This window comes from Amycolatopsis sp. NPDC043887 (assembly GCF_056435665.1).
On record NZ_JBWKEB010000011.1, the window covers coordinates 18124 to 37192 of the forward strand.

General features: G+C 64.1%; 16 protein-coding genes and 1 pseudogene. 5 read left to right on the forward strand and 12 right to left on the reverse strand.

Annotated features, from left to right (window positions below):
- Window position 1: 1 nt before the first annotated feature.
- The 5 genes from AC069H_RS27480 to AC069H_RS27500 all read right to left on the reverse strand — a co-directional run bounded on the left by AC069H_RS27480 (window position 2) and on the right by AC069H_RS27500 (window position 4294).
- The gene (locus tag AC069H_RS27480) at window positions 2-1375 is read right to left on the reverse strand and encodes an IS1380 family transposase (protein WP_478234297.1); all 1374 of its coding nucleotides are present in this window, start codon (window positions 1373-1375) and stop codon (window positions 2-4) included.
- A 117-nt stretch (window positions 1376-1492) separates the two neighbouring features.
- Window positions 1493-2581 carry a hypothetical protein gene (locus AC069H_RS27485; RefSeq protein ID WP_478234298.1) on the reverse strand — a complete coding sequence of 363 codons (1089 nt, stop codon included), beginning with the start codon at window positions 2579-2581 and terminating at the stop codon, window positions 1493-1495.
- Between the two features lie 198 nt (window positions 2582-2779).
- Window positions 2780-3118, reverse strand: a complete 339-nt coding sequence (locus tag AC069H_RS27490; protein ID WP_478230626.1) for a hypothetical protein — start codon at window positions 3116-3118, stop codon at window positions 2780-2782.
- 322 nt (window positions 3119-3440) lie between these two features.
- Window positions 3441-4088: a hypothetical protein gene (locus AC069H_RS27495; protein ID WP_478230625.1), complete on the reverse strand. Its 648-nt coding sequence runs from the start codon at window positions 4086-4088 to the stop codon at window positions 3441-3443.
- Window positions 4085-4294 carry a hypothetical protein gene (locus AC069H_RS27500; RefSeq protein ID WP_478230624.1) on the reverse strand — a complete coding sequence of 70 codons (210 nt, stop codon included), beginning with the start codon at window positions 4292-4294 and terminating at the stop codon, window positions 4085-4087. The genes AC069H_RS27495 and AC069H_RS27500 overlap by 4 nt, the downstream gene beginning before the upstream one ends.
- A 521-nt stretch (window positions 4295-4815) precedes the next feature.
- Here AC069H_RS27500 and AC069H_RS27505 point away from each other — a divergent pair.
- Together AC069H_RS27505 and AC069H_RS27510 are read left to right on the forward strand one after the other, a co-directional pair.
- On the forward strand, window positions 4816-8676 hold the full coding sequence (locus AC069H_RS27505) for a hypothetical protein (RefSeq protein WP_478230623.1): 3861 nt from the start codon (window positions 4816-4818) through the stop codon (window positions 8674-8676).
- Between the two features lie 448 nt (window positions 8677-9124).
- Window positions 9125-9577, forward strand: coding sequence for a DUF488 domain-containing protein (locus AC069H_RS27510; protein WP_478230622.1), 453 nt, complete (start codon window positions 9125-9127; stop codon window positions 9575-9577).
- On the opposite strand, the gene AC069H_RS27515 is transcribed toward AC069H_RS27510, so the two are convergent.
- Entirely contained in the window at window positions 9563-10417 is an 855-nt protein-coding gene (locus tag AC069H_RS27515; protein ID WP_478230621.1) for a hypothetical protein, read from the reverse strand. The two genes, AC069H_RS27510 and AC069H_RS27515, sit on opposite strands and share 15 nt — an antisense overlap.
- A 166-nt stretch (window positions 10418-10583) precedes the next feature.
- Here AC069H_RS27515 and AC069H_RS27520 point away from each other — a divergent pair.
- Window positions 10584-10956, forward strand: a pseudogene (locus AC069H_RS27520) (neutral zinc metallopeptidase); the annotation flags it as partial.
- Window positions 10957-11131: 175 nt separating this feature from the next.
- Window positions 11132-12346 carry a Shedu immune nuclease family protein gene (locus AC069H_RS27525; protein WP_478234299.1) on the forward strand — a complete coding sequence of 405 codons (1215 nt, stop codon included), beginning with the start codon at window positions 11132-11134 and terminating at the stop codon, window positions 12344-12346.
- 75 nt (window positions 12347-12421) lie between these two features.
- On the opposite strand, the gene AC069H_RS27530 is transcribed toward AC069H_RS27525, so the two are convergent.
- The 3 genes from AC069H_RS27530 to AC069H_RS27540 all read right to left on the reverse strand — a co-directional run bounded on the left by AC069H_RS27530 (window position 12422) and on the right by AC069H_RS27540 (window position 14592).
- Window positions 12422-13405: a hypothetical protein gene (locus AC069H_RS27530; protein ID WP_478230619.1), complete on the reverse strand. Its 984-nt coding sequence runs from the start codon at window positions 13403-13405 to the stop codon at window positions 12422-12424.
- An 89-nt stretch (window positions 13406-13494) separates the two neighbouring features.
- On the reverse strand, window positions 13495-14229 hold the full coding sequence (locus AC069H_RS27535; protein ID WP_478230618.1) for a TIGR02391 family protein: 735 nt from the start codon (window positions 14227-14229) through the stop codon (window positions 13495-13497).
- A gap of 72 nt (window positions 14230-14301) precedes the next feature.
- Window positions 14302-14592 carry a hypothetical protein gene (locus AC069H_RS27540; protein WP_478230617.1) on the reverse strand — a complete coding sequence of 97 codons (291 nt, stop codon included), beginning with the start codon at window positions 14590-14592 and terminating at the stop codon, window positions 14302-14304.
- A 356-nt stretch (window positions 14593-14948) separates the two neighbouring features.
- Between AC069H_RS27540 and AC069H_RS27545 the strand changes: the two genes are divergently transcribed.
- Window positions 14949-16793: a PhoX family protein gene (locus tag AC069H_RS27545; RefSeq protein WP_478234408.1), complete on the forward strand. Its 1845-nt coding sequence runs from the start codon at window positions 14949-14951 to the stop codon at window positions 16791-16793.
- Between the two features lie 101 nt (window positions 16794-16894).
- Here the strand turns inward: AC069H_RS27545 and AC069H_RS27550 are convergent, their stop codons facing one another.
- From AC069H_RS27550 to pstB, 3 genes are read right to left on the reverse strand one after another with little or no spacing between them, the layout of a single operon-like run.
- Window positions 16895-17296 carry an ArsR/SmtB family transcription factor gene (locus AC069H_RS27550; RefSeq protein WP_478230615.1) on the reverse strand — a complete coding sequence of 134 codons (402 nt, stop codon included), beginning with the start codon at window positions 17294-17296 and terminating at the stop codon, window positions 16895-16897.
- A gap of 14 nt (window positions 17297-17310) precedes the next feature.
- A complete protein-coding gene (locus AC069H_RS27555; RefSeq protein WP_478230614.1) occupies window positions 17311-18159 on the reverse strand; it encodes a response regulator transcription factor in 849 nt (282 codons plus the stop codon).
- Between the two features lie 3 nt (window positions 18160-18162).
- Window positions 18163-18933, reverse strand: coding sequence for a phosphate ABC transporter ATP-binding protein PstB (gene pstB / locus AC069H_RS27560; RefSeq protein ID WP_478230628.1), 771 nt, complete (start codon window positions 18931-18933; stop codon window positions 18163-18165).
- Between the last annotated feature and the right edge of the window lie 136 nt (window positions 18934-19069).

Here is a 19069-nt window from a genome sequence, read left to right on the forward strand (position 1 = left end):
ATCAGTCGGGCCAGGGTGCTGCGCGGAGTCGGGTGAAGGCGTTCGCGAGGTGCGCGGCCCAGGGCCAGTCCCGGTCGAGGTGCAGGGTGGGGATGCGGGCGGTGCGGGTGAGTTTCGCGGCGATGGCGCAGATGCGGTAGCGGAAGGTCGCGGGTTCGCAGCGGGCCAGCTCGCCGGTGAAACACAGGGCCTGCGCCCAGGTGAGCAGGTCTGCGGCGGTCAGCGCGAGTTCGAGCCAGGTTTTGTTCCCGTTGTAGCCGCGGCAGGGCAGGTTGCGCAGGCCTGTGGCTTTGCCGCAGCGGATCCGGTCCTCGACCCGTGCGTGGGATCGGTGGTGGACCTCGAGGTCGGCGAGTTGCCCGCCTTGGGTGTCGGTGATGAACGCGGTGAACCGGTGCCCGTCGGTGTCGGTGAATCGCAGCTGCGCACCGGGGTGTGGTCGTTCCCGGCGGACGATGACCCGCGATCGGTCCGGCCATTTCGACAGGTCGAGCATGCCGGTGATCTCGGCGACCCACGCCCCCTTCCGCGGCCGGCCGTCAAGATCGTAGGCCGGGATCCACGCGTGGTCGGGAATCGTCAGGACGGCGGCCTGGACCTCGGCGGCGATGGAGAACCCGAGCGAGAAGCCGCATCCCGCGGCGCGTACCGCGGCGGCGAAGGCGTGCGTCGCGCCGGCAGCGTCGGTCCGCACCATCACCCGCGGTGCCTCGGGATCAGCCAGGCTGGGCCGGGCATGGGCGGGCAACGCAGACAGGGCCATGGTGAGGATCTCGATGTGGTCGGCGGCGGTGTTCGCCCCGGCTTTCCCGGGTCGCAGGATCCCGGCCAAGGCTTCCCCGCCGGCGACGTCGGGGCGGTCGAGGTAGGCCAGCAGCGGATGGAACCCGAACGTCCGTTTCCATGTTTTCGCCGCGTACTCCTTCTCACTGTGCGCGATCGTGATCGTCGCATCAATGTCGATCACCAGCCCGGCCGCGAGGTCGGGGCCTGCTCCGGCGGCCCAGGCCCGTTCCCGCGCCGCCGCGCGGACCGACTGCAGCCGAGCCAGATGTTCGTCGTCGACCCGATCCAAGACCCGCCACGCGGTGGCGTCACTGGCCACCGGACCGAACAGTTTGTCCTGGTCTCGCAGCGTCGCCAAGTGTGCCAGTGCGTCACCGCCGTCGGAGATCATCACCGCCAGATCAGCCAATACCCGGCCCGGCAGGTGAGTTGGTATCCCGGCATAGGTGCCGATAAGCGCTTCTGACCAGCCGATTCCCAGCCCGGTGCTGACGGTGAGTTCGCGTAGTAGAGCTACCCCGGCGCGAGAGACGAGACCACTGCCGTCCGCGGTGACCCGGACTTGCGACTGCTTGCTATCGTGCACCAAGGAAGTGCCTTCCCGTGAGAGAACCCTGGACCTTCGCAAGCCCAAGTTTCCCTTACAGGACAGGCACTTCCTCCATTTCACGACCAGATCTACATCACACTGCGTGAAAGACGCAGGCTAGCTGGTGGTCTTCGGCGTGGTCCAGCGGTCGATGGCATCGCTAAGCATTGCAAGATCGGAGTCGAGACCTTGCGCGAACCGGGTGAGCGAGGTGATCACACGAGGGATCGCGGGTTGGGTCAGCATGCTGTCGTCCAACTTGAACCGGTGGATTTGGCCGGCGCCGACCTCCTCGAAATTCTCCATGGTGCCGTCGGCGCTACGTCGCTCGTCCCGGATGGTGTCGATCAAGCAGTACCGGGAGAGCGTCCGGTGGGCCTCGAAGCCGCGATCAAGGTTGAAGAGGTCGAGCCGGATTGCCTGGGGCAGGAACACGCCGCCATCCGCGTGTCGGTCGGGGAACGCCTGCGCCATCAGCCGTAGCACGAGATAGGTGATGACCTCGTTGTCGGACAACGCGTCTATCCAGCCGTTAAGGAAAAACTCGACAGGGATAGTGACTACCCGCCGCCTGGCTTTTCCTCTGCCGAGGTTAGGCCGGGCGTAGTAGGTGGTGCCGTTCCCCTGGCCGTTGTTCGTGCCCTCGTCGAGCAGCGCGAATCCCTCGTAGCGGCCGTGAACACGCACGGGCTCGATTTCCACCCGGCCGCAGGCGGCGAGGCGATCGAGCGCGCGCTTGATCTGCCGCTCCCGATTGGCCTTCGCCGTACGGGGGTGGGTTCGCCTCTTCGTCGAGTCGACGGTCGGCAAGGCTGTGAACTCCACCCAGGTCGACATAAGCGGATTGTCGTTGTAGCTGATGGGAAGGCGAGTGCGGGAATACTTGGTTTGCGGTGAGCGCACCTGCTGCTCGAACAGCGCGAGCAGGAGCACCTGTAGTGCGGCGCTCTTGGAGGCGCTCACACGCTGGATCCGGGTTGGGCCTGGGTGATCCTTAGTGACCCGCAAGAGTCCGGATCTGACGGCAATCTGCAACACCGATTCGGCCTTCGGGGTCGGCTGCCAGACTCGCCGGCGCGCGTTCTGGGCGGTTTCGGCCACCCCTGAGTCGAGCAGCTCTTGCAAGCGTGCGATTCGCCGTTCGAGCCTGGCCTTGGCTGGTCGGCCGGAAGTATCAATGCTCGACGCCGGTGTTTCCATGATCATCCAGAAAAGTTTTGACGTGTAGACAGATACCGATTGACCGCGCCAGAGAGTGGCTTAGTCGTCGACAGTGTCCTCTGCAGAGCAGTCTATCCGTAAAAGCTGGTGAGATGACAGACCGCGGATCTGCACCGCATCGTGGAGGGGCAGGCGCACGTGCCTGCGAGGCGCGAAGCGTGTGAGGGCCAGAAAATGTTGATCTTATTGATCGTGTGGGTTGTGTTCGTTATCGCCACAGCCGTGACCGCGGCCGGTGTCGCGCTGTTCCAGCCCGATCGGGACCGGCGCAAAGACGCACTCCAGGTCCTCCGCACCGTGCTCGGCACCGGTACGGCCATGGGCGGTGTTGCCGCGTTCCTGATCAAGCTGCATCAGACTGGTCTTGCATGATCCAGCTAAGATCCCGCCAGCATTGACGACACCCGAACCTTTCTCCCGTGACAAGCTCGGCGCGTGCGCCAGCGCGAGACGCAGCACGACCACGGCGCCCAAGACCGCGATGGCTAAGACGCCGAGGAACACCAACGCGGTTACTGCCATGAGGTGACTTCCCCGTCGGAATCGCCGTTGTCGGCGTCCGGGGTAGGAGCTGCTGGCGTCGACGCTGGGCCTGCTCCAGTGGCTGGACTGGGCTTGTCGGTGGCGGGCTCCTCGCGGACCCAGCCGTTGTCGTCGGCCGCGGACGGACTGCAGGTATGCGGCGATCGCGGCGGCGTCTGTCCGGTTCGCCCACTGCGTCCGGATCGCGGCCACCTCCTCATGGCGCCCCTGCTCCAGATAGCACCTTGGTTCAGGGCTCAGTCACGATGTGCTACCTGCATGCCGCACACCCCGAACGGGCCGCCGTGCTACCACGCTGAGGTCATGCTCCCGGAGGCTGCGGTCGGTGCGCGATCTCCTGGAACTCCATCTCGCTGGCTGCGAGCACCGGCTGCCAGACCTCTGGCGGCTGCGCCGTCTCCACCTTGAAGCCCCCGATGAGTAGCCGAAGAATGGCCTCCAGCGATACCCGTGACGTGGGGAAATGTACTCGGGCCAAGGTCGCTCCGGGTTTCAGCACCCCGGGTTCGTTCAGGTCCGCGTGGATGTTGATGTGGGCGTGAGGGTGCCCGCTGTCGTCGTCGCGTAGGTAGTCGTATCGGAAGATCTCACCCAGGCCACCGTCATCGTCGTCGAACTGGTTGATTTGGTACTGCACCGACGACTGCTCGATCTTGAGCCGCATCTCCTTGCCGACGTGGGGTGTCAGGTGAAGTGAGTACGCGACCCTTAGCCACCGGCCGTCGCGCAGCCGCACCGGAGACGTGGGGCCACCGTTGCCGCCGAGTACTCGGCGGGTCGGATCGCGGAGGCCCGCGAGGTTGACGAACTCGTTGTCGGCAATCACGGTCAAGCTCAGCAGCAGCTGCATGAGATCGCGGAAAGCGTCGAACGACTTCGGCGTGCCGGCCATGTACTCCCGGGTGAGCTGCCGGGCTCGCGCGCTGTACTTGGCGGCGTCCGGGGTCACTCGGCAGCAGCAGACTGCAGCGAGTCCGATGGGTCGAGAAGGTCGGCCAGCACCAGCGCGTCGCCGACGCGTCCCGCGTCCGAGAGCTTCCCGGCGCGGTAGGCGCGCACGACATCAGCCGCGGATCGGCCCAGGCGGGCACGCGTGACGCGGTCGATGTTCGCGATGATCTGCTCGCGCGTCAGCTCGACTGTGGTCGCGGACATCTCGCACCTCGTCTCTCCAGACAGCAGCCGCTGTCGTGCTCCAGGATATCGGGTGGTACGACAATTTCCGAGAGAACGCCGACGCGGCGCCTCTATCCTGGCTCGGCGAAGGTGGCGACAGCTCAAAAACATGGCGACCGAGGACGCCCGACTCGGTGGAGTTGGCGAGGAGGCCCCAGCGGCTGGAGCCGGGACACTGCGGGAGCCCCCTCCCGGGGCTTGCGAACTTCACCTCACGTGAAGGGGCGTGGGCGCCAGCCCTCGGGCACGTGGGGCAACAAGTTCGACCTGCTGCTCGAAGTGCGGGTAGCCGAGGCTGAAAGCTTCCGGCAGGCGATCGGGGCCTGGCTGGTGTCAGCGCCACGGACGCGACCAGATGTGTCGGGGTAGCGTGTAGAAACTCACAGAGTAAGCAGCATCGGGTGTCGAACTGTCGCGAGGTATACATGGGCATGGCGTTGCCAGGTGGGGCCGCAGACAAGCTTGGCAACGGTTACGAACGCCGATTCACAGTGTTAGCTATGCTCGACATCCTCATGGGCGATGCCACCACGCTTCGGGTGGAAGTGCCTGGTGACGCTGGCGCAGGCGCCGAATTCCGGCTGCGCCACCGGTCGGAGACAAGGTGGACCCAGTCGAAACGCCAGCGCAGTACGGGCGTATGGACACTGTCCGCAATCCTTAACGAAAATTTCCTACGAGACTGGCTCCCGAAGCTGCGAAACGGTGACATCTGCACATTCTCCTCGACCACGAGCGCAGACGACCTACGGCAACTGTGTGCCTGCGCTCGCGATGCGATCAACCTCGAGGAGTTCGAGGCTCAGTTCCTGGCGTCCGGCCGCCGAAAAAACTTCGAGCTGCTGGGTGCTGCATGGGGCGTAGACAACGCCGATACCTATCAATTTCTGGCGCAAATCCGTGTCGTGACCATCGATGATGAGCATCTCGATGACCTCATCGAGACCAAGCTCAAGCTGCTGGCCACAGGCAATCCGCGTGTGGCGCGGCGCATACTGTTGCAATATGCTGACGAAGTTATTCATCGAGAAATAGTTGCTGAAGATATTTGGGATTTTCTGTATGATAACGAAATCGAACAGCGCACCGCGATAACATCCCCATCAGCGGGTGCTGCGACACCAGAGGCACGACTCCTTGCAGAACGTCTTGATCGGCTACCCGTCTCCACGCGCGGTCGCCTAAATCAAGCGGTGAACGAAGACGGGGCCAGCGCCCGCCGCCTCATCCGCATTCTGGCGGACGAGCCGACACCGCGGAGTATCCTCGAACAGTGGAGCGAGCGCCTGCCTGACTGGCTCGCACATGCCGGGTGGGACACCCAAATCGCCGCTGCTGAACTTTCCGGTGCCTACGGATTACCGCACTTGCAGATCGCCCTGTTCACCGCTCTCGCCGATCAGGAATGCCCGCCTCGTGAACTCTGGGTGGCCCGCGCCGCTTTCGCCGAGGTACTGGATGACCAACCGGCGCCCTCCCTTAACGCGCGATTGTCAAACACTGGACCGCTGGAACATCCTTTCGCGCGTGCTGTCGCTGCGATGCTGGACGCACGCCTCGAGGACGCTCGCCAGCAACTTGAGGGCTGGCGCCCGGAAGACCCCGCCGACCACGCCGTCAAGGCGGTGATGTCCATCCAACTCGCGCTGGGAAATCCTAGTAATGACAGTGTCGAGCCAGGCTTCGTCGCACAGGCTCTGATGGTGTCAAGCCACCTTCTGGACGAAGGATGGTACCCGGCGGTTGCACTGTGGCGCTCCAGGCAGCTGACCATGCTCGCTCGGCAACGCGGGACGAAGATCTTGTTCGGCGATCTTCGGGAGGCGCAGGAGATCGCTCTCCGAGTACGGCAAGATCGACGAGCCTGCCGCAGCGACAGCGCCAGCGCAGCCGCTGCGGCATGTGAAGCGGCAGCGATGCGCGGCGACCTCGACGCCGTGCTCCGCATCGGTCTTCCGGTCGAGCACGGCGGTGACGCGACCGAGGTGGAGTCTCAGAACTCGGACGTCGCTATCCAGGTCGCGATGGCGGCGGTCCAGCGTCAGCGGTTCGACATCGCCGAGTTAGCGATCTCCAATGTCACCTCACCGTTTCACCGGAAGCTCATCGGGGCCCTGCGCGCCCAAGCTCAGAACGAGAACAGTGCACCTCGCTGGCGCGAAGCCATCAACCTGGCCGGTGACAATAGTTTCCACCTGAGCCAGGCGCTGAATGGTCTGGCGCGTACCGGCGCGACGGAACTTCCACGGCTAGACGAATTACGGGCGACACAGCCGGACATGGCTGCTGAGATCCAGGCGACCGCCGAGATTCACGCCGGTAACTATAGCCGGTCTATTGCCGCGCTACGGGCTCGGCGTCGCGAATCCATCACCGCGGCCATGACGCTCGCCGAGGCGTACCGGTCTACGGGCGACATCGACTCGGCCGCGCGAACATTGCTCGACGCAGCGGAAGACTTCAGCGACCCGTACCTGCAGCTCCAAGCAGCGATCATGCACGCACGCGCCGGTCAAAGTGAGCAAGCCAGAGAAATCGTCACCGCATTGATCCATGACCGCGATCCCGATTGGCCCGAGTTTACCGACGTCTTGAAGTTCGCCGCCCAGCTTGCGCTCGACGAACCCGATCTTGAACGCGCTATCAAATACTGTCGCCAGATCTTGCGTGAAGAACCAAGTGACAGTTCGACCAGGTGGTCACTGATCAACAGTCTTATTATTCTCGACAAGATGACAGAAGCATGGGACGTCCTACGTAATGCGCCAGAAGAATTACGCCCCGACTCGCCGGTGCAAGGCCAAATGTGGGTCAATCTGCATCGAAACTTCTCCGACCCTGCAACCCTGATCCGCGGAAGCTTGCGCATACTACGACTGCACCGAGATAATGAAGAGTTCAGCGCCTCGATCTTATTGTCAGTGATGATGCACAGCTCGTCGAACGAGCCAGTGCCAGCAGACCTCCTTGCGGAGTACCACCAGGAACTCGAACTGTTCTTCGAACGTTGGCCCGAAAGCCCCTTGCTGCGGCGGATACGGACCACTGACGACGAACTTCTCATCCAAGCTGTGACGGACGTAGTGCGGCCTACGCCCGAGCGCCTGACGGAGCGGCGTCGGCTCAGTCGAGAGTTCGTCCGAGGCGAGAAGCCTCTCATTGTTCTCGCGCAATATACGGGGCGAACCTACAGCGAGATACTGATACGACGTGGCCTGGGTGTTCTTCCTATGGTGCACCCCGATGCGCGCGAATCGGCGGTGTGCGAAGACACGGTTCGCGCCTCGGTGGACTTGGATGTAGCCATCGATGGGTCGGCTGTCGCCGTCCTGAGCGTCTTGCCTCATGAGGCATGGAGAGCTGCGTTGTCTGTGTTCCGTCGTGTACTCACCACGGAAGAACTTGCTCGAGATGCTAGGCAGTTCAAGGAAGACCTCCGTCGAACGCAAGGCGTTTTCTATTATAATGCTGATACCAAGGGGCCGGGAATTGCAGAACCGGGTGAGGAGGAGACCGCGATCGTCAAGCGTCGCCTTGCCTCCATGCAGGGCCTGCTCGGCACACTGTCACGCCGCCCTATTCATCCGGAGTCGTCCAGAGGTCTCCGGCAGGTAGCGGCACATGCTTCAGTCGTACACCTAGGTGCACTGGAGAAGATCGCAGTCTGGTGCGACGACGCTGCAGCCCGCCTTGTACTACGAGACTTAGGGGTTGCCACCTTCTCAACCATAGCTGTTCTCGAACGCCTCTTCGAGGATGGTGAGATCTCCTCCGTTAGCTACGAATCTATGCTTGACACCTTGATGCGCGAACGCATCGGAAACATCGATCCGGACCCAATTCGGCTCCAGCGAATAGCCGCAGAAGAGAATTGGCAAGCAGGTAGCGCGGCGAGTTGCTTAGCTCAACCACAAACGTGGGTGAACATAGAACGAACGGTCGAACTTGCCACCCAAATGCTGCGCATTTGCCACCGGGAGAGTCCCGATCATGTCGCCGCCTGGCTTCAGAATGCTGTGTTTGGAGCAGTAATGCGCTGTCCCAACACGCGAGCTGCGGTCGAGACAGGAGCCCTGCTTCTGGCGGGAAACCTGGTTGCGCTCCAGGCTCGTGGCGACCTTGCGCGGGACATGGTCCTCGCTACCCGGGCCGCGTTCACGGAGGGGCTACCTGTGGACAACCCGGCCGGCGTTGGCACCGACCCACTTCCTGCAGCAGCCAAACACATGCGCACTCTGCTTCTCGCTAACTCGGCGGTTGCCCCCGACCAAGTCTTCCCGTTTATCCTTGACTGCTTAAGTGCCCTCGAAGCCCACGACATTCAGGCAGCGACGGGGGCAATCCTCGCCGAGGATCGATGATCTCTGAAAGTCGAGTTCGACGCGCTCAGCAGCAAAGACCTCGGTGGCCACCTCAAACTGGAGACGTCACACTGCTGCGTGCTGCCCAGCGGCATACGCAAGTTCTCCCTTCCTTGGCGCCGATGGGGCTATCAAGCCTGCAGGCCGGCGGGACGAAGAGCGATCGTGTCGTCGTGTGTTCCGGCTGCGGCTCATCAGGTCATCTCAGCGACACGTTCTGCCCGAACTGCGGCGCCTACCTCGAATGGTCTGCCGTCACAGCCGATTCCGACAGCGGAACGGGCACAGCGAGCCTGCGCTAGGTCGGCGACGATCCGCCGTTTGTCGAGGCGTACTGGACTATCGGACCTGTTACCGGCCGGCTGAGTCGGCTGCCGACGAGCAGTCCGCGTGGAAGGGAAGTGGGGTTGGGGTCGTCCGACGGGCGGTGTCATGACAGGGTGTGGGCATGACCAGCAGCGTGACCCGGCTTCGTGACGGCGCCATCGGCGTCGGATACGAGGGGCAGGAGATCTCCGAGTTCATTGACGGTCTCGTGCAGCGTGGCGTGACGCGTCTGGTCGATGTCAGGTTGACCCCGATCTCGCGTAAGCGGGGATTCAGCAAGACGGCGCTACGTACTGCGCTGGCTGAGGCCGGAATCGAGTACGACCACCGTCGTGAGCTTGGGAACGTCAAGACGAATCGTGCCGGCTTCGCTGGTGACGAGACCGAGCTCAAGCAGGCGAAGGATCGGTACGTAGAGCTGCTGGAGAACGCCGAGGCTCAGGCCAGTCTGGATGAACTCGCTCGCCTGTCTGCTGGTGAACGTGTCGCCGTTCTGTGCTTCGAGGCTGATCAGCGGCGGTGTCATCGTGACGTCGTGCTGGCGGAGATCGCAGGCCGTCTACCTCGGAACTGACCGCGGGGGCCAGTAAACGCCGAGGACACTGAACGTCCGGGGATGCGCCGCGACGTTGCCGACGTAGAAGGCGACGTCGCGATCAGCTGAGCAGACCTCGTGCAGAAACCGCTGCTCGAGCCGCTGTGCGGCCTCGGCGTCGTTCATGCCGCCGAGGCGCAGGAGCTGGAACGCGACGAACTCCCAGTCGATGAATCCCTGCTTGTGGCTGTTGCAATCGCGCTCTTCGCACTCGTAGTGGTAGGTGCCGGCGAACCGCGGTGCCCGTAGCGGCGTCCGGTCCTCGTCACCGAAGAGATCGAGTTGGCCGACGTAGGTGTCAATCTTGGCTTGCTGGGCCTTCGACCAGCCCTGATGTCGCGCTATCCGCAGCGCGGTGATCCTTTTCGGGCGGATGAGGGCCAGTGACTGTGTGCTCATGGTGGCGCCGCGAATGAGGCGGCACATCGTCGTCTGTTCGCTGATCGCCGGATCGATCCACGGGCGGCGGTGTGCCCACTTGGTCAGGTGCTTCCCCACCTTCAGGGTGGGCATCCGCGGTCGCCAGCTCTCCTGCCTGCTGTCCTGCCGGGCCGGTACCGCCTCGACCGACACGACGTCGTACTTCGCGAAGCTCGCATCGGGGCCGAGCTCGCGAAAGTTGATCGGGTAGAGGCGGATCCAGCCTGGACGGTGCGGGTCGAGGCTGAGCCCAGCCACGCAGACCGTTTCGCCGTACTTCTCGGAAGGGTTGGGCGCCGCCTTGACAGTGACCAGGACTTGCAACGTGACAGCCTGGTCACCCGCCGGTTTGGCGGTGGGTGTGTCGGGTGGCTGGCCGAACATCGGAAGCTGCGTCATCGGACCTCCCCGATCCGTCCATGTGAACTACCCAACGTAACTCCGGGCGTGGCACCGTGTGCGCGGCCAAAGGAGTGATCTGCCGAAATCAGTGTCGGTTTCGGTGTGGAGACGGTGATGGGGATCGTGTGGTCGCAGAGCCGTTTCATGGCCAGGCAGGTGACGCGTGCGATTCGACGAAGGTGCGAGCCTCGGCGTCTCCGAGGTCGACGATCAGCGTGGCGTCGGTGGCCGGGTAGCCATGGGCGGTGGCGGACTCGGCGTGCTGGGTCTCGTGGTGTACTTCCTGTTCTCACAGTTCGGCGGGGTATCACCGAGCGGACAAGGGTTGTCCGGCATCGACTCCGGCCGACAGATCGGACAACACCTCGCTCTCCTCGGAATGCCGCACCGGCGCCGACGCGAGCCGGAATCGTGCCTGCGCCATAGTCGCGGTGATCAACTCGATCCAGGACTACTGGACCGCGCAGTTCGCCCGATCCGGGCAGACCTATCGCAAGGCGACCACGAAGTTCTTCCGAGGCGGAGTCCGCACAGGCTGACGGCTGGACGACCAGCCTTCGAACCGTGCAAGCGAGTACGACCTGCCGGCTCAGCTCTTCACCGGTGAACTCGTAACAGTGGAACGACCGAGAGCGACTGATGGTCTACGCCCCTGTCAACGCCAACGGGATGCCCTCGCGCCCTGCTTGAATTATCCCTGGGAGAAAGCCGATGCAACCGAACTTCACGCGAGGTATCCGGCTAGCCTTTCCGGCTACTGAGTTTGACGTCGAAACCGAGGACTTCTCCACCCTTGAAGTGCGAGCTGGGCCCGATGGGACTTTTCACTACTTCTATGACAACAAGCATCATCGATTGATCAAAAGTTTCGTCATTGAGAACCGCCCACAGGTCGCCACCCTCTGCAGTGTCTTCCTCATCAAGAAGGAAGGTGGCTACTCGCCGAGGATCAAGTTCTGGAAGAAGGACAAGACGAAGGCGAACAAGTCGCCAGTGGAAGTAGAAGTCGCCGACGACGAGAGTGTGAGGTGCGTCAAGGCGCTAGTCGACACCTCCGATGCTTACAAGAACTTCTGGAAGCTTATCGACTTTCTGCAAAGTTTCCAAGGAATTGAGCTGCCAGCTAACGATTTCAAGGTGGTGAGCGCAGACAGCGTTCAGCTTGCCGAGCAACTTCAGGATGTCGACCGCGCCACCGTGCTCGAAGCCGTCCGTACGGTTTTGGGCAGCTCGCTCACGCAGGCGGACATTCATCTCATTACCAACCGCAAAGCCCAGCTTGAGTACTTTCCTCGACTGCTCCACGATGAAGCATTCTTCGAGCAAGAACGTGGCGCACTCGGTCGCGACGGCAAAGAAGCTCTTTGGGAACAGTTCTTTGAGAGGAACCCATGGATCTTCGGGTACGGCCTTAATCTCGTCGCCTGTCAGTCGTTCGACGATGGCAAGCTGGAACGCTATGCCACCGGCGGAAGCCTATTCCATGGTGCCGCGAAACGCAGTGACGCCGTGCTTCGGTCCCGAGGTCTCGTCAGCAGTCTGCTGTTCTGTGAGATCAAGACGCACGCTACGCCGCTGTTGGAGAGCAAGCCGTATCGCAAGCCAGACGTCTATCAGGCGTCCCAGGAATTAACGGGCGCAGTGTCTCAAGTGCAGAAGACCGCGGACAAGGCACTGCGCGGGATCCTCGAGTACGTACGGCGGCACTACGAGAGGGACGGCACGCCGACAGACATCGAGTACTCGACAGTGCGTCCCAAGCAGGTCGTCGTCATTGGCGACATGCGGCAGTTCGAGCAGGCTGGCCAGGTCAACCCGCAGCGACTCTCGTCCTTCGAGTTTTACCGTCGGGCAATCACAGATGTTGAGATTATTACGTTCGATGAGCTCTACGAGAGGGCCAAGTTCATCGTGGCGGACCAGTGATGACCAATTCAAGCTGCGTAGTTCGGCTTCAGCGTTTGACGAGCGGCTCGGCTTTGCCGACGTCGATCACTTTGATCATTCCGGTCGCCGAGTCGCCGCCATCGCGGCGTGCTTGTGGCGACGTGAAAGCCTGCTGGCCAGATAGGTCATGTAGCCGATGAGCACGACCAGGCCCGAGATGAAAAGGAACGCTAGTGAGCGGATGTAGCCGGTGAAGCCTGTCGGTCCATCTCTCATAGCCAGGATCGGCAGGACAACCCCGACGATCGTGGGATAGAGCAGGACACAAATGCCGATCCAGAGCTGTTTGTCCGGTCGAACGATCTTGTCGCGTTGCTCTTGATGGCGCCGAGCCTCATTCTCGGCATCCTGTAACTGTTGCTTGGCGGCAGTGCTAGCAGTCTGGAGGGCGATCCGCCGAGGTTCTGGGCTGCTTCTCAGAGCCGGGTAGTCGACCATGAAGTCGGAGGCGTCATATTGGCCGTAGTATCCGGGTTTCGGCAGCGAAGGCGGCGCGGTTTCGGCTCGAGCCTCGATTGCGGCAGCGAAGGCGTGTCGCCAGACTTCTGGCTGATCAGTTGTCGGTAGGGCTGCGGCGTTCCTCTGGCAGAAGGCCTCCCAGTCGTTCATTTGGTGCCATTGGTCCACTCGTAGACTCTCTGCTGGCCGAAGCTTATCCTCAAAAAAGGCACGTGCTCGGTGGAACTCGTTCGCTGCCATCTCGAGATAGGGAGCGATCTGTCCGGCCGTGATGGGGGTGGTGATGTTGGCGATTCGTTGGAGCTCGTCCAGGTCGCGGGTGCCTGCTTGGATGGCCTTGAGCACGTCGACGTCGGCGATGAACTCGATCGCTTCGAACTCGACGAGTTGCTTCTCGGCTGCTTCTGCGCGTGTTTGAGCGGTCCGCAGTCGTTCGTTGGCCTGGTCCAGGAGGGCTTGGGCGCCCTGCTGCTCGCTGTCGAGACCGATGAAGCGGTTGACGAGTAGACCGCCGATGATCGCGACCAGTCCGGCGCTGGCTCCGGTCATGGTGGAGAGGAACGGCGTGGGGTCGGCCATGACGCAACGCTAGTTCAGGCGATGGTGATCGTGGTCACCGACGTGGCGTCGGAGCTGGGTGTGTTTGCGTGTGGCTGGGATTGTCCAGTTCATGTTTCGAGAGTGGAGGTGTCGACCCATCGAGCGAGGACGCTGAGCGCGGCGAGTTGTTCGAGGGCTTCGTTCTCGGGGAGTTCGCCTTCGACGTGGCTGAGCGGGTTGCGGATGGCGCCGAAACAGCCGTCGGCGTAGGCGCGGATCCCGCGGTGGAGGCTGGTGAAGGTCTTTGACCCGTTGTCGGGTATGGCGCGAAGTCGCGGCTTTCCAGGCTGGGGTGGGTCGTTGCTAAATGCCTGGGCGAACAGGTCTGATTCGGAGATGTCAAACCGGTTGAGTTTGTTCTGGGTCTCAGCGTTGATCTTGACGCAGGCCGCACGGACAGCTTCCCGGAAGTGACCGCTCTGCCAAAGTGATCGAGCGCCGTCCCAGGCCCAGGGATGAAGGTTACCCGCGTTAAGTTGCGGCGCGTTGTCGCCGAGCTTCTCCTCGACTTCAGCCTGGCGTTTCAGGACCGCCAGGGCTCGATGGCTTGCCTCGATGTGCTGGCACCAGCGGTTGACAGTCTCGTTGCGGTCGCTGGGGACCTCAGTACGCCAGTTCGGGATGACCCGGTTGAAGATTTGCTCAACGACATGAGCCGCGGCCACGACATCCGCCAGTGGGCTCACCGTCTTGACCCGCGGTATGAACGAGCGAACCCCTGGCGGGTCGAGGGCCGGCTCAAACCGCGTATGGGCAATGAACTCATATAGCTCGTTGATCGCCCAAGCCTTGTCCATGTTCATCTGGGTATTGTCCTCGCAGAACCGACAGATCGCGTGAGCACCGGATGTTTCGTCCAGGGGATCACCCGGACGTCAGCCCGTGGAGGTCGTGACGGACTTCGGTGTTGAGGCGGAGAAGGTCCGCGAGTCGCTAGTCGCCGTCTTGCGGGCGCGGCGGTCGTCGGTGCATCGCCAGGCGCCCAACGCGGAGCCGAGCAGGATCACCAGCGCCGCAGCGACGACAGCGTGACGGTCCTCGGCGCCCGCGTGGCTGAGGGCGGCGAAGGCGAGAGCGCCGCAGGCCAGCACAGCGAGTATTCGTGTGGCGACGATCCAGCGAGCGGGTCGACGGCGTGGCCGATTCGTCCAGGCAGGGTTCGCCATGTGTTCACCCTTCTGTTGCCGGGGCTGCTCGTTCAGCACATAGCGTCGCTGCATCGAGATTTGTGGTTCCAAGTGGGCCACTTCGATCCCGAACTGACTGCCATGGAGGTGCTGTGCCGACTCGTCCCGAGCCCGCTCGGCGTACTGTTCCGCTGCCGTTGCTCGCCGCGCATGACGGTGGCAGGACGGCGTTGACCTGTCGTTACCGGTGTGGTGACGCGTGTTTCCATCCCGCGCCGAACACGTCGGACAACCCGTATCTCGGTGACGTGATCACGAATGCCCTGTCCCGGCGCGGGGTTCTGCGCGCCGGTGCGGTGGTGTCGCTGGCTGTGGCGGCGGCCGGTGTCCCGGCGATGGCATCGGCGGCTGAGACGGACGCCGTCGAGGCCGCGGGCCGCGGAGGCCGTGGGTCCGCGCCGGGGCTGCGGTTCGAGCCGGTGCCGCACAACAAGCTCGACGCGGTGTCCGTTCCGGCCGGGTACACCCACGAGGTGGTGGTCCGGTGGGGCGAACCGATCCTGGCCGGAGCGCCCGCGTTCGACCCGGCTGGGCAGAGCGCGACGGCGCAGGCCGGGCAGTTCGGCTACAACTGCGACTATCTGGCGCTGCTGGAGTTGCCGTGGGAGCGGCATCGGCAGGTGCTGGTCGCGAATCACGAGTACACCGACGAGAACTTGATGTTCGCCGGGTACTCGGCGGCGAACCCGACGCGGGATCAGGTGGAGATCGCGTGGGCGGCGCACGGGTTGTCGGTGCTGGTGCTGGACGAGGACCGGCGCGGTGACCGGTTGACGCCGGTGCGCGGGCATCGGCTGAACCGGCGGGTCACCGCGACCACGCCGCTCGCGTTGTCCGGGCCGGCGGCGGGCAGCGTGCTGTTGCGGACGTCGGCGGATCCGGCAGGGAAGACGGTGCTGGGCACGCTGAACAACTGCGGTGGCGGGATGACGCCGTGGGGGACGGTGCTCTCGGGTGAGGAGAACTTCAACCAGTACTTCGGCAACGCCGATCTGGTGACCGACCCGGTCACCAGGCAGCGGCTGGCCCGGTATGGGCTGCGCGGGCTGGCGAGTGAGCGGAAGTGGGAGCGGTTCGATCCGCGGTTCGATGTGTCGAAGGAGCCGAACGAGGTCAACCGGCACGGCTGGATCGTGGAGATCGACCCGTTCGATCCGACGTCGACGCCGCGGAAGCGCACGGCGCTGGGCCGGTTCAAGCACGAGGCCGCCGAGCCGCGCCTGACCCGCGATGGCCGGGTGGTGCTGTACATGGGCGACGACGAGCGGTTCGACTACTTCTACAAGTACGTCTCCAAGAACCGGGTCAAGCACGGTGCGAGCCAGACCGCCAGGCGGCACAACGCGACACTGCTGGACGAGGGAACCCTGTACGTCGCCAAGTTCGCCGGCGACAGCCCCGCCGCCGAGATCGACGGCTCCGGGAAACTCCCGGCGGACGGCGAGTTCGACGGCACCGGCTCCTGGGTTCCGCTGGCCAGCGGAACGAAATCCTTTGTGGACGGGATGACGGCCGAGGAGGTGTATGTCTACACACGGCTGGCGGCGGACAAGGTCGGTGCGACCAAGATGGACCGTCCGGAGGATGTCGAGCCCCATCCCCGCACCGGGACCGTCTACATCGCGCTGACCAACAACTCCGACCGCGGCGCGGCGGGCAAGGCCGGTCCGGATGAGGCGAATCCGCGCACCGGCAACCGGCACGGCCAAGTGATGGAGGTCCTCGAGTCGGGCAACGACCCGGCCGCGACCAGTTTCCGGTGGCGGCTGTTCCTGGTCTGCGGGGACCCGGCCGACCCGAGCACCTACTTCGCCGGTTTCCCGAAGGATCAGGTGAGCCCGGTCTCGTGTCCGGACAACCTGGCGTTCGACCGGTACGGCAACTTGTGGATCGCCACCGACGGCAACGCGCTCAAGTCGAACGACGGGTTGTTCGGGGTGGCGGTCGAGGGCCGCTACCGCGGGCAGGTCAAGCAGCTGCTCACCGTGCCGCTGGGTGCGGAGACCTGCGGGCCGATCATCGGCGAGCGCCGGATCCTGGTCGCCGTGCAGCATCCGGGCGAGGTCGACGGCGCCACGGTGGAGAAGCCCGCCTCGACCTGGCCTGACGGGCCGGGGAACCTGGTGCGGCCGTCGGTGATCAGCGTGCGCCGCGAGGGCCGCGGCCGGATCGGCGACTAACGAGAAAAGCCTCGGCCTTGTGGCCGGTGGAGGGTTTGGTCAGGGGAACAGCCAACCCTGCCTGGGGCGGTTCCGAATCATCGGGGCCGCCCCAGGTGTATTCAGTCGCAGTTGCTGAGCCGGGTGGGCGTGCCCCGGTGAGGGCGGAACATGCCGTGGGTGCGAACGAGCGCGGTCATGATCTCCAGCGGCTCGTCCTGGACCCGGTACCAGCTCCACGTGCCGCGGCGTTCCCGCGACAGCAATCCGGCCTTCACCAGCATCTTGACGTGATGCGACAGTGTGGACTGTGGCAGGTCGAACTCGTCGGCGAGGTCGCAGAAGCAGGCCTCGCCGTTGGGTGAGTGGGCGACGAGCGTCAGCAGCCGGACCCGGACGGGGTCGCCGAGGGCTTTGAACAGGGCGGCGGCGGACGTCGCGTCTCCGGGGTCGAGGACGTCGGCGCCGATCGCCGACAGCGGCAACGCCGCGATCCCGTTGATGTCGAGTTCACCCACAGCCATGGGTGACATCATGCTCAAACTTGGTGAACGCCCGGTGAACCGTCGGGGGAACCCTCCTGCACAGGCAGCGCGGCGCCGGGCAGCGGGACGGTGAACTGATAGCCAAGGCCGCGGACGGCCCTGATCCACTGTGGATCGTGTTCGTTGTCGCCGAGGCGTTTGCGCAGCCGCATGATGTGGACGGTGAGGGTGTTGCTGCGGGCCCGGCTGGCCTCGCCCCAGACGGCGCCGATCAGGTCTTTGCGGGTGAGGACCGCGCCGACGCGTTCGGCGAAGTACCGCAGGAGGAGGAACTCCATCGGCGGCAGGGACACCAGTTCGCCGTCGAGCCAGAACTGCGGGATGGTGCCGTCGATCCGGAGTCGGCCGAGGTCGAGCACGATCGGCCGGAGGTCGACGTTCTCGGGCCGGGGCGCGAAGGACCGCAGCAGCCGCAGCAGTTCCTGCGGCCGGTAGGGGCGGGGCACGATCGCGGTGACCCCGATCTCGGCGGCTTTCGCGGCGAACTCGCCGGCACCGGCCCCTGCGCCGGCGACGACCGGCAGGTCGGGTTCGTGCCGCCGGACGATGTCGAGGAAGTCGATCGCGTCCAGCCGTCCGGTCGCCGGGCCGAGGAGGACGACGTCCGGGCAGGTGCGGCCGACTTCCAGCAGCGCGGTGGCCGGGTCGGCGCAGCTGCGGATCTCGACCGGCTGCCCGACCAGGATTTCCGAGAGTTGCTGGACGACCTCGGGGTCCTGCTCGACCAGTAGCACCGCGAGCCGTTCGGGCAGGTCCCGGCATGCCGCCGTGCAGGCACGGCGGCGGAGGTGGAATTGGGAGTTGTCCGACTCCCACCCGTGGACGACGACGTCTGCTCTCATGACTCAGCCGAACCGGCCGGTGATGTAGGCCTCGGTCCGCGGGTCGGAGGGGTTGCTGAAGATGTGCTCGGTCGTGTCGAACTCGACCAGTTTCCCGATCCGGTCCCCGTTGTCGGTGACTTCGGCGGTGAAGAACGCGGTGCGCTGGGACACCCGCGCCGCCTGCTGCATGTTGTGGGTGACGATGATGATCGTGTAGGTCTTCGCCAGCTCGTTCATCAGGTCTTCGATCTTCGCCGTGGCGATCGGGTCCAGTGCCGAGCAGGGCTCGTCCATCAGGATCACCTCGGGGGAGGTCGCGATCGCGCGGGCGATGCACAGCCGTTGCTGCTGCCCGCCGGAGAGACCGGACGCGTTCTGCTTGAGCTTGTCCTTCACTTCGTCCCACAACGCCGCGCCGCGCAGCGCCCGCTCCACGACCTCGTCCATACTGTCCGGCTTCATCCCGGTGACCCGGGGACCGTAGGCGATGTTCTCGTAGATCGATTTGGGGAACGGGTTCGGTTTCTGGAACACCATGCCGATCCGGCGGCGCAATTCGATGACGTCGACGGCCGGTTCGTAGATGTCGACGCCGTGGTAGCCGACCCGGCCGTGCACCTTCGCGCCGGGGATGAGGTCGTTCATCCGGTTCAGGCAGCGCAGCACGGTCGACTTCCCGCACCCGGACGGCCCGATCAGCGCGGTGATCTCCTTGCTGCCGAAGGCGAGGTCGACTCCGCTGACGGCGAGGAAGTCGCCGTAGCTGACACCGAGGTCGCGTGCGGTGATCACGCCGTCGGGGTCGTTCTGGGGTGCCTCCGGCGCCTGGTGGTGTGCCAGTTCGACGAGCAGGCGTTCGCCTTGCTCGCCGAGTCGCGCTCCTGGCTGGTCATGCTTGCTCACGCCTGTCTGCTCCGCTCGTGTCATG

Coding starts and splice junctions, on each gene's coding strand:
- AC069H_RS27485 (WP_478234298.1), bottom strand. CDS start 2,581: ATGATCATGGAAACACCGGCGTCGAGCATTGATACTTCCGGCCGACCA.
- AC069H_RS27490 (WP_478230626.1), bottom strand. CDS start 3,118: ATGGCAGTAACCGCGTTGGTGTTCCTCGGCGTCTTAGCCATCGCGGTC.
- AC069H_RS27500 (WP_478230624.1), bottom strand. CDS start 4,294: ATGTCCGCGACCACAGTCGAGCTGACGCGCGAGCAGATCATCGCGAAC.
- AC069H_RS27505 (WP_478230623.1), top strand. CDS start 4,816: ATGCTCGACATCCTCATGGGCGATGCCACCACGCTTCGGGTGGAAGTG.
- AC069H_RS27510 (WP_478230622.1), top strand. CDS start 9,125: ATGACCAGCAGCGTGACCCGGCTTCGTGACGGCGCCATCGGCGTCGGA.
- AC069H_RS27515 (WP_478230621.1), bottom strand. CDS start 10,417: ATGACGCAGCTTCCGATGTTCGGCCAGCCACCCGACACACCCACCGCC.
- AC069H_RS27525 (WP_478234299.1), top strand. CDS start 11,132: ATGCAACCGAACTTCACGCGAGGTATCCGGCTAGCCTTTCCGGCTACT.
- AC069H_RS27530 (WP_478230619.1), bottom strand. CDS start 13,405: ATGGCCGACCCCACGCCGTTCCTCTCCACCATGACCGGAGCCAGCGCC.
- AC069H_RS27535 (WP_478230618.1), bottom strand. CDS start 14,229: ATGAACATGGACAAGGCTTGGGCGATCAACGAGCTATATGAGTTCATT.
- AC069H_RS27540 (WP_478230617.1), bottom strand. CDS start 14,592: ATGGCGAACCCTGCCTGGACGAATCGGCCACGCCGTCGACCCGCTCGC.
- AC069H_RS27545 (WP_478234408.1), top strand. CDS start 14,949: ATGGCATCGGCGGCTGAGACGGACGCCGTCGAGGCCGCGGGCCGCGGA.
- AC069H_RS27550 (WP_478230615.1), bottom strand. CDS start 17,296: ATGGCTGTGGGTGAACTCGACATCAACGGGATCGCGGCGTTGCCGCTG.
- AC069H_RS27555 (WP_478230614.1), bottom strand. CDS start 18,159: ATGAGAGCAGACGTCGTCGTCCACGGGTGGGAGTCGGACAACTCCCAA.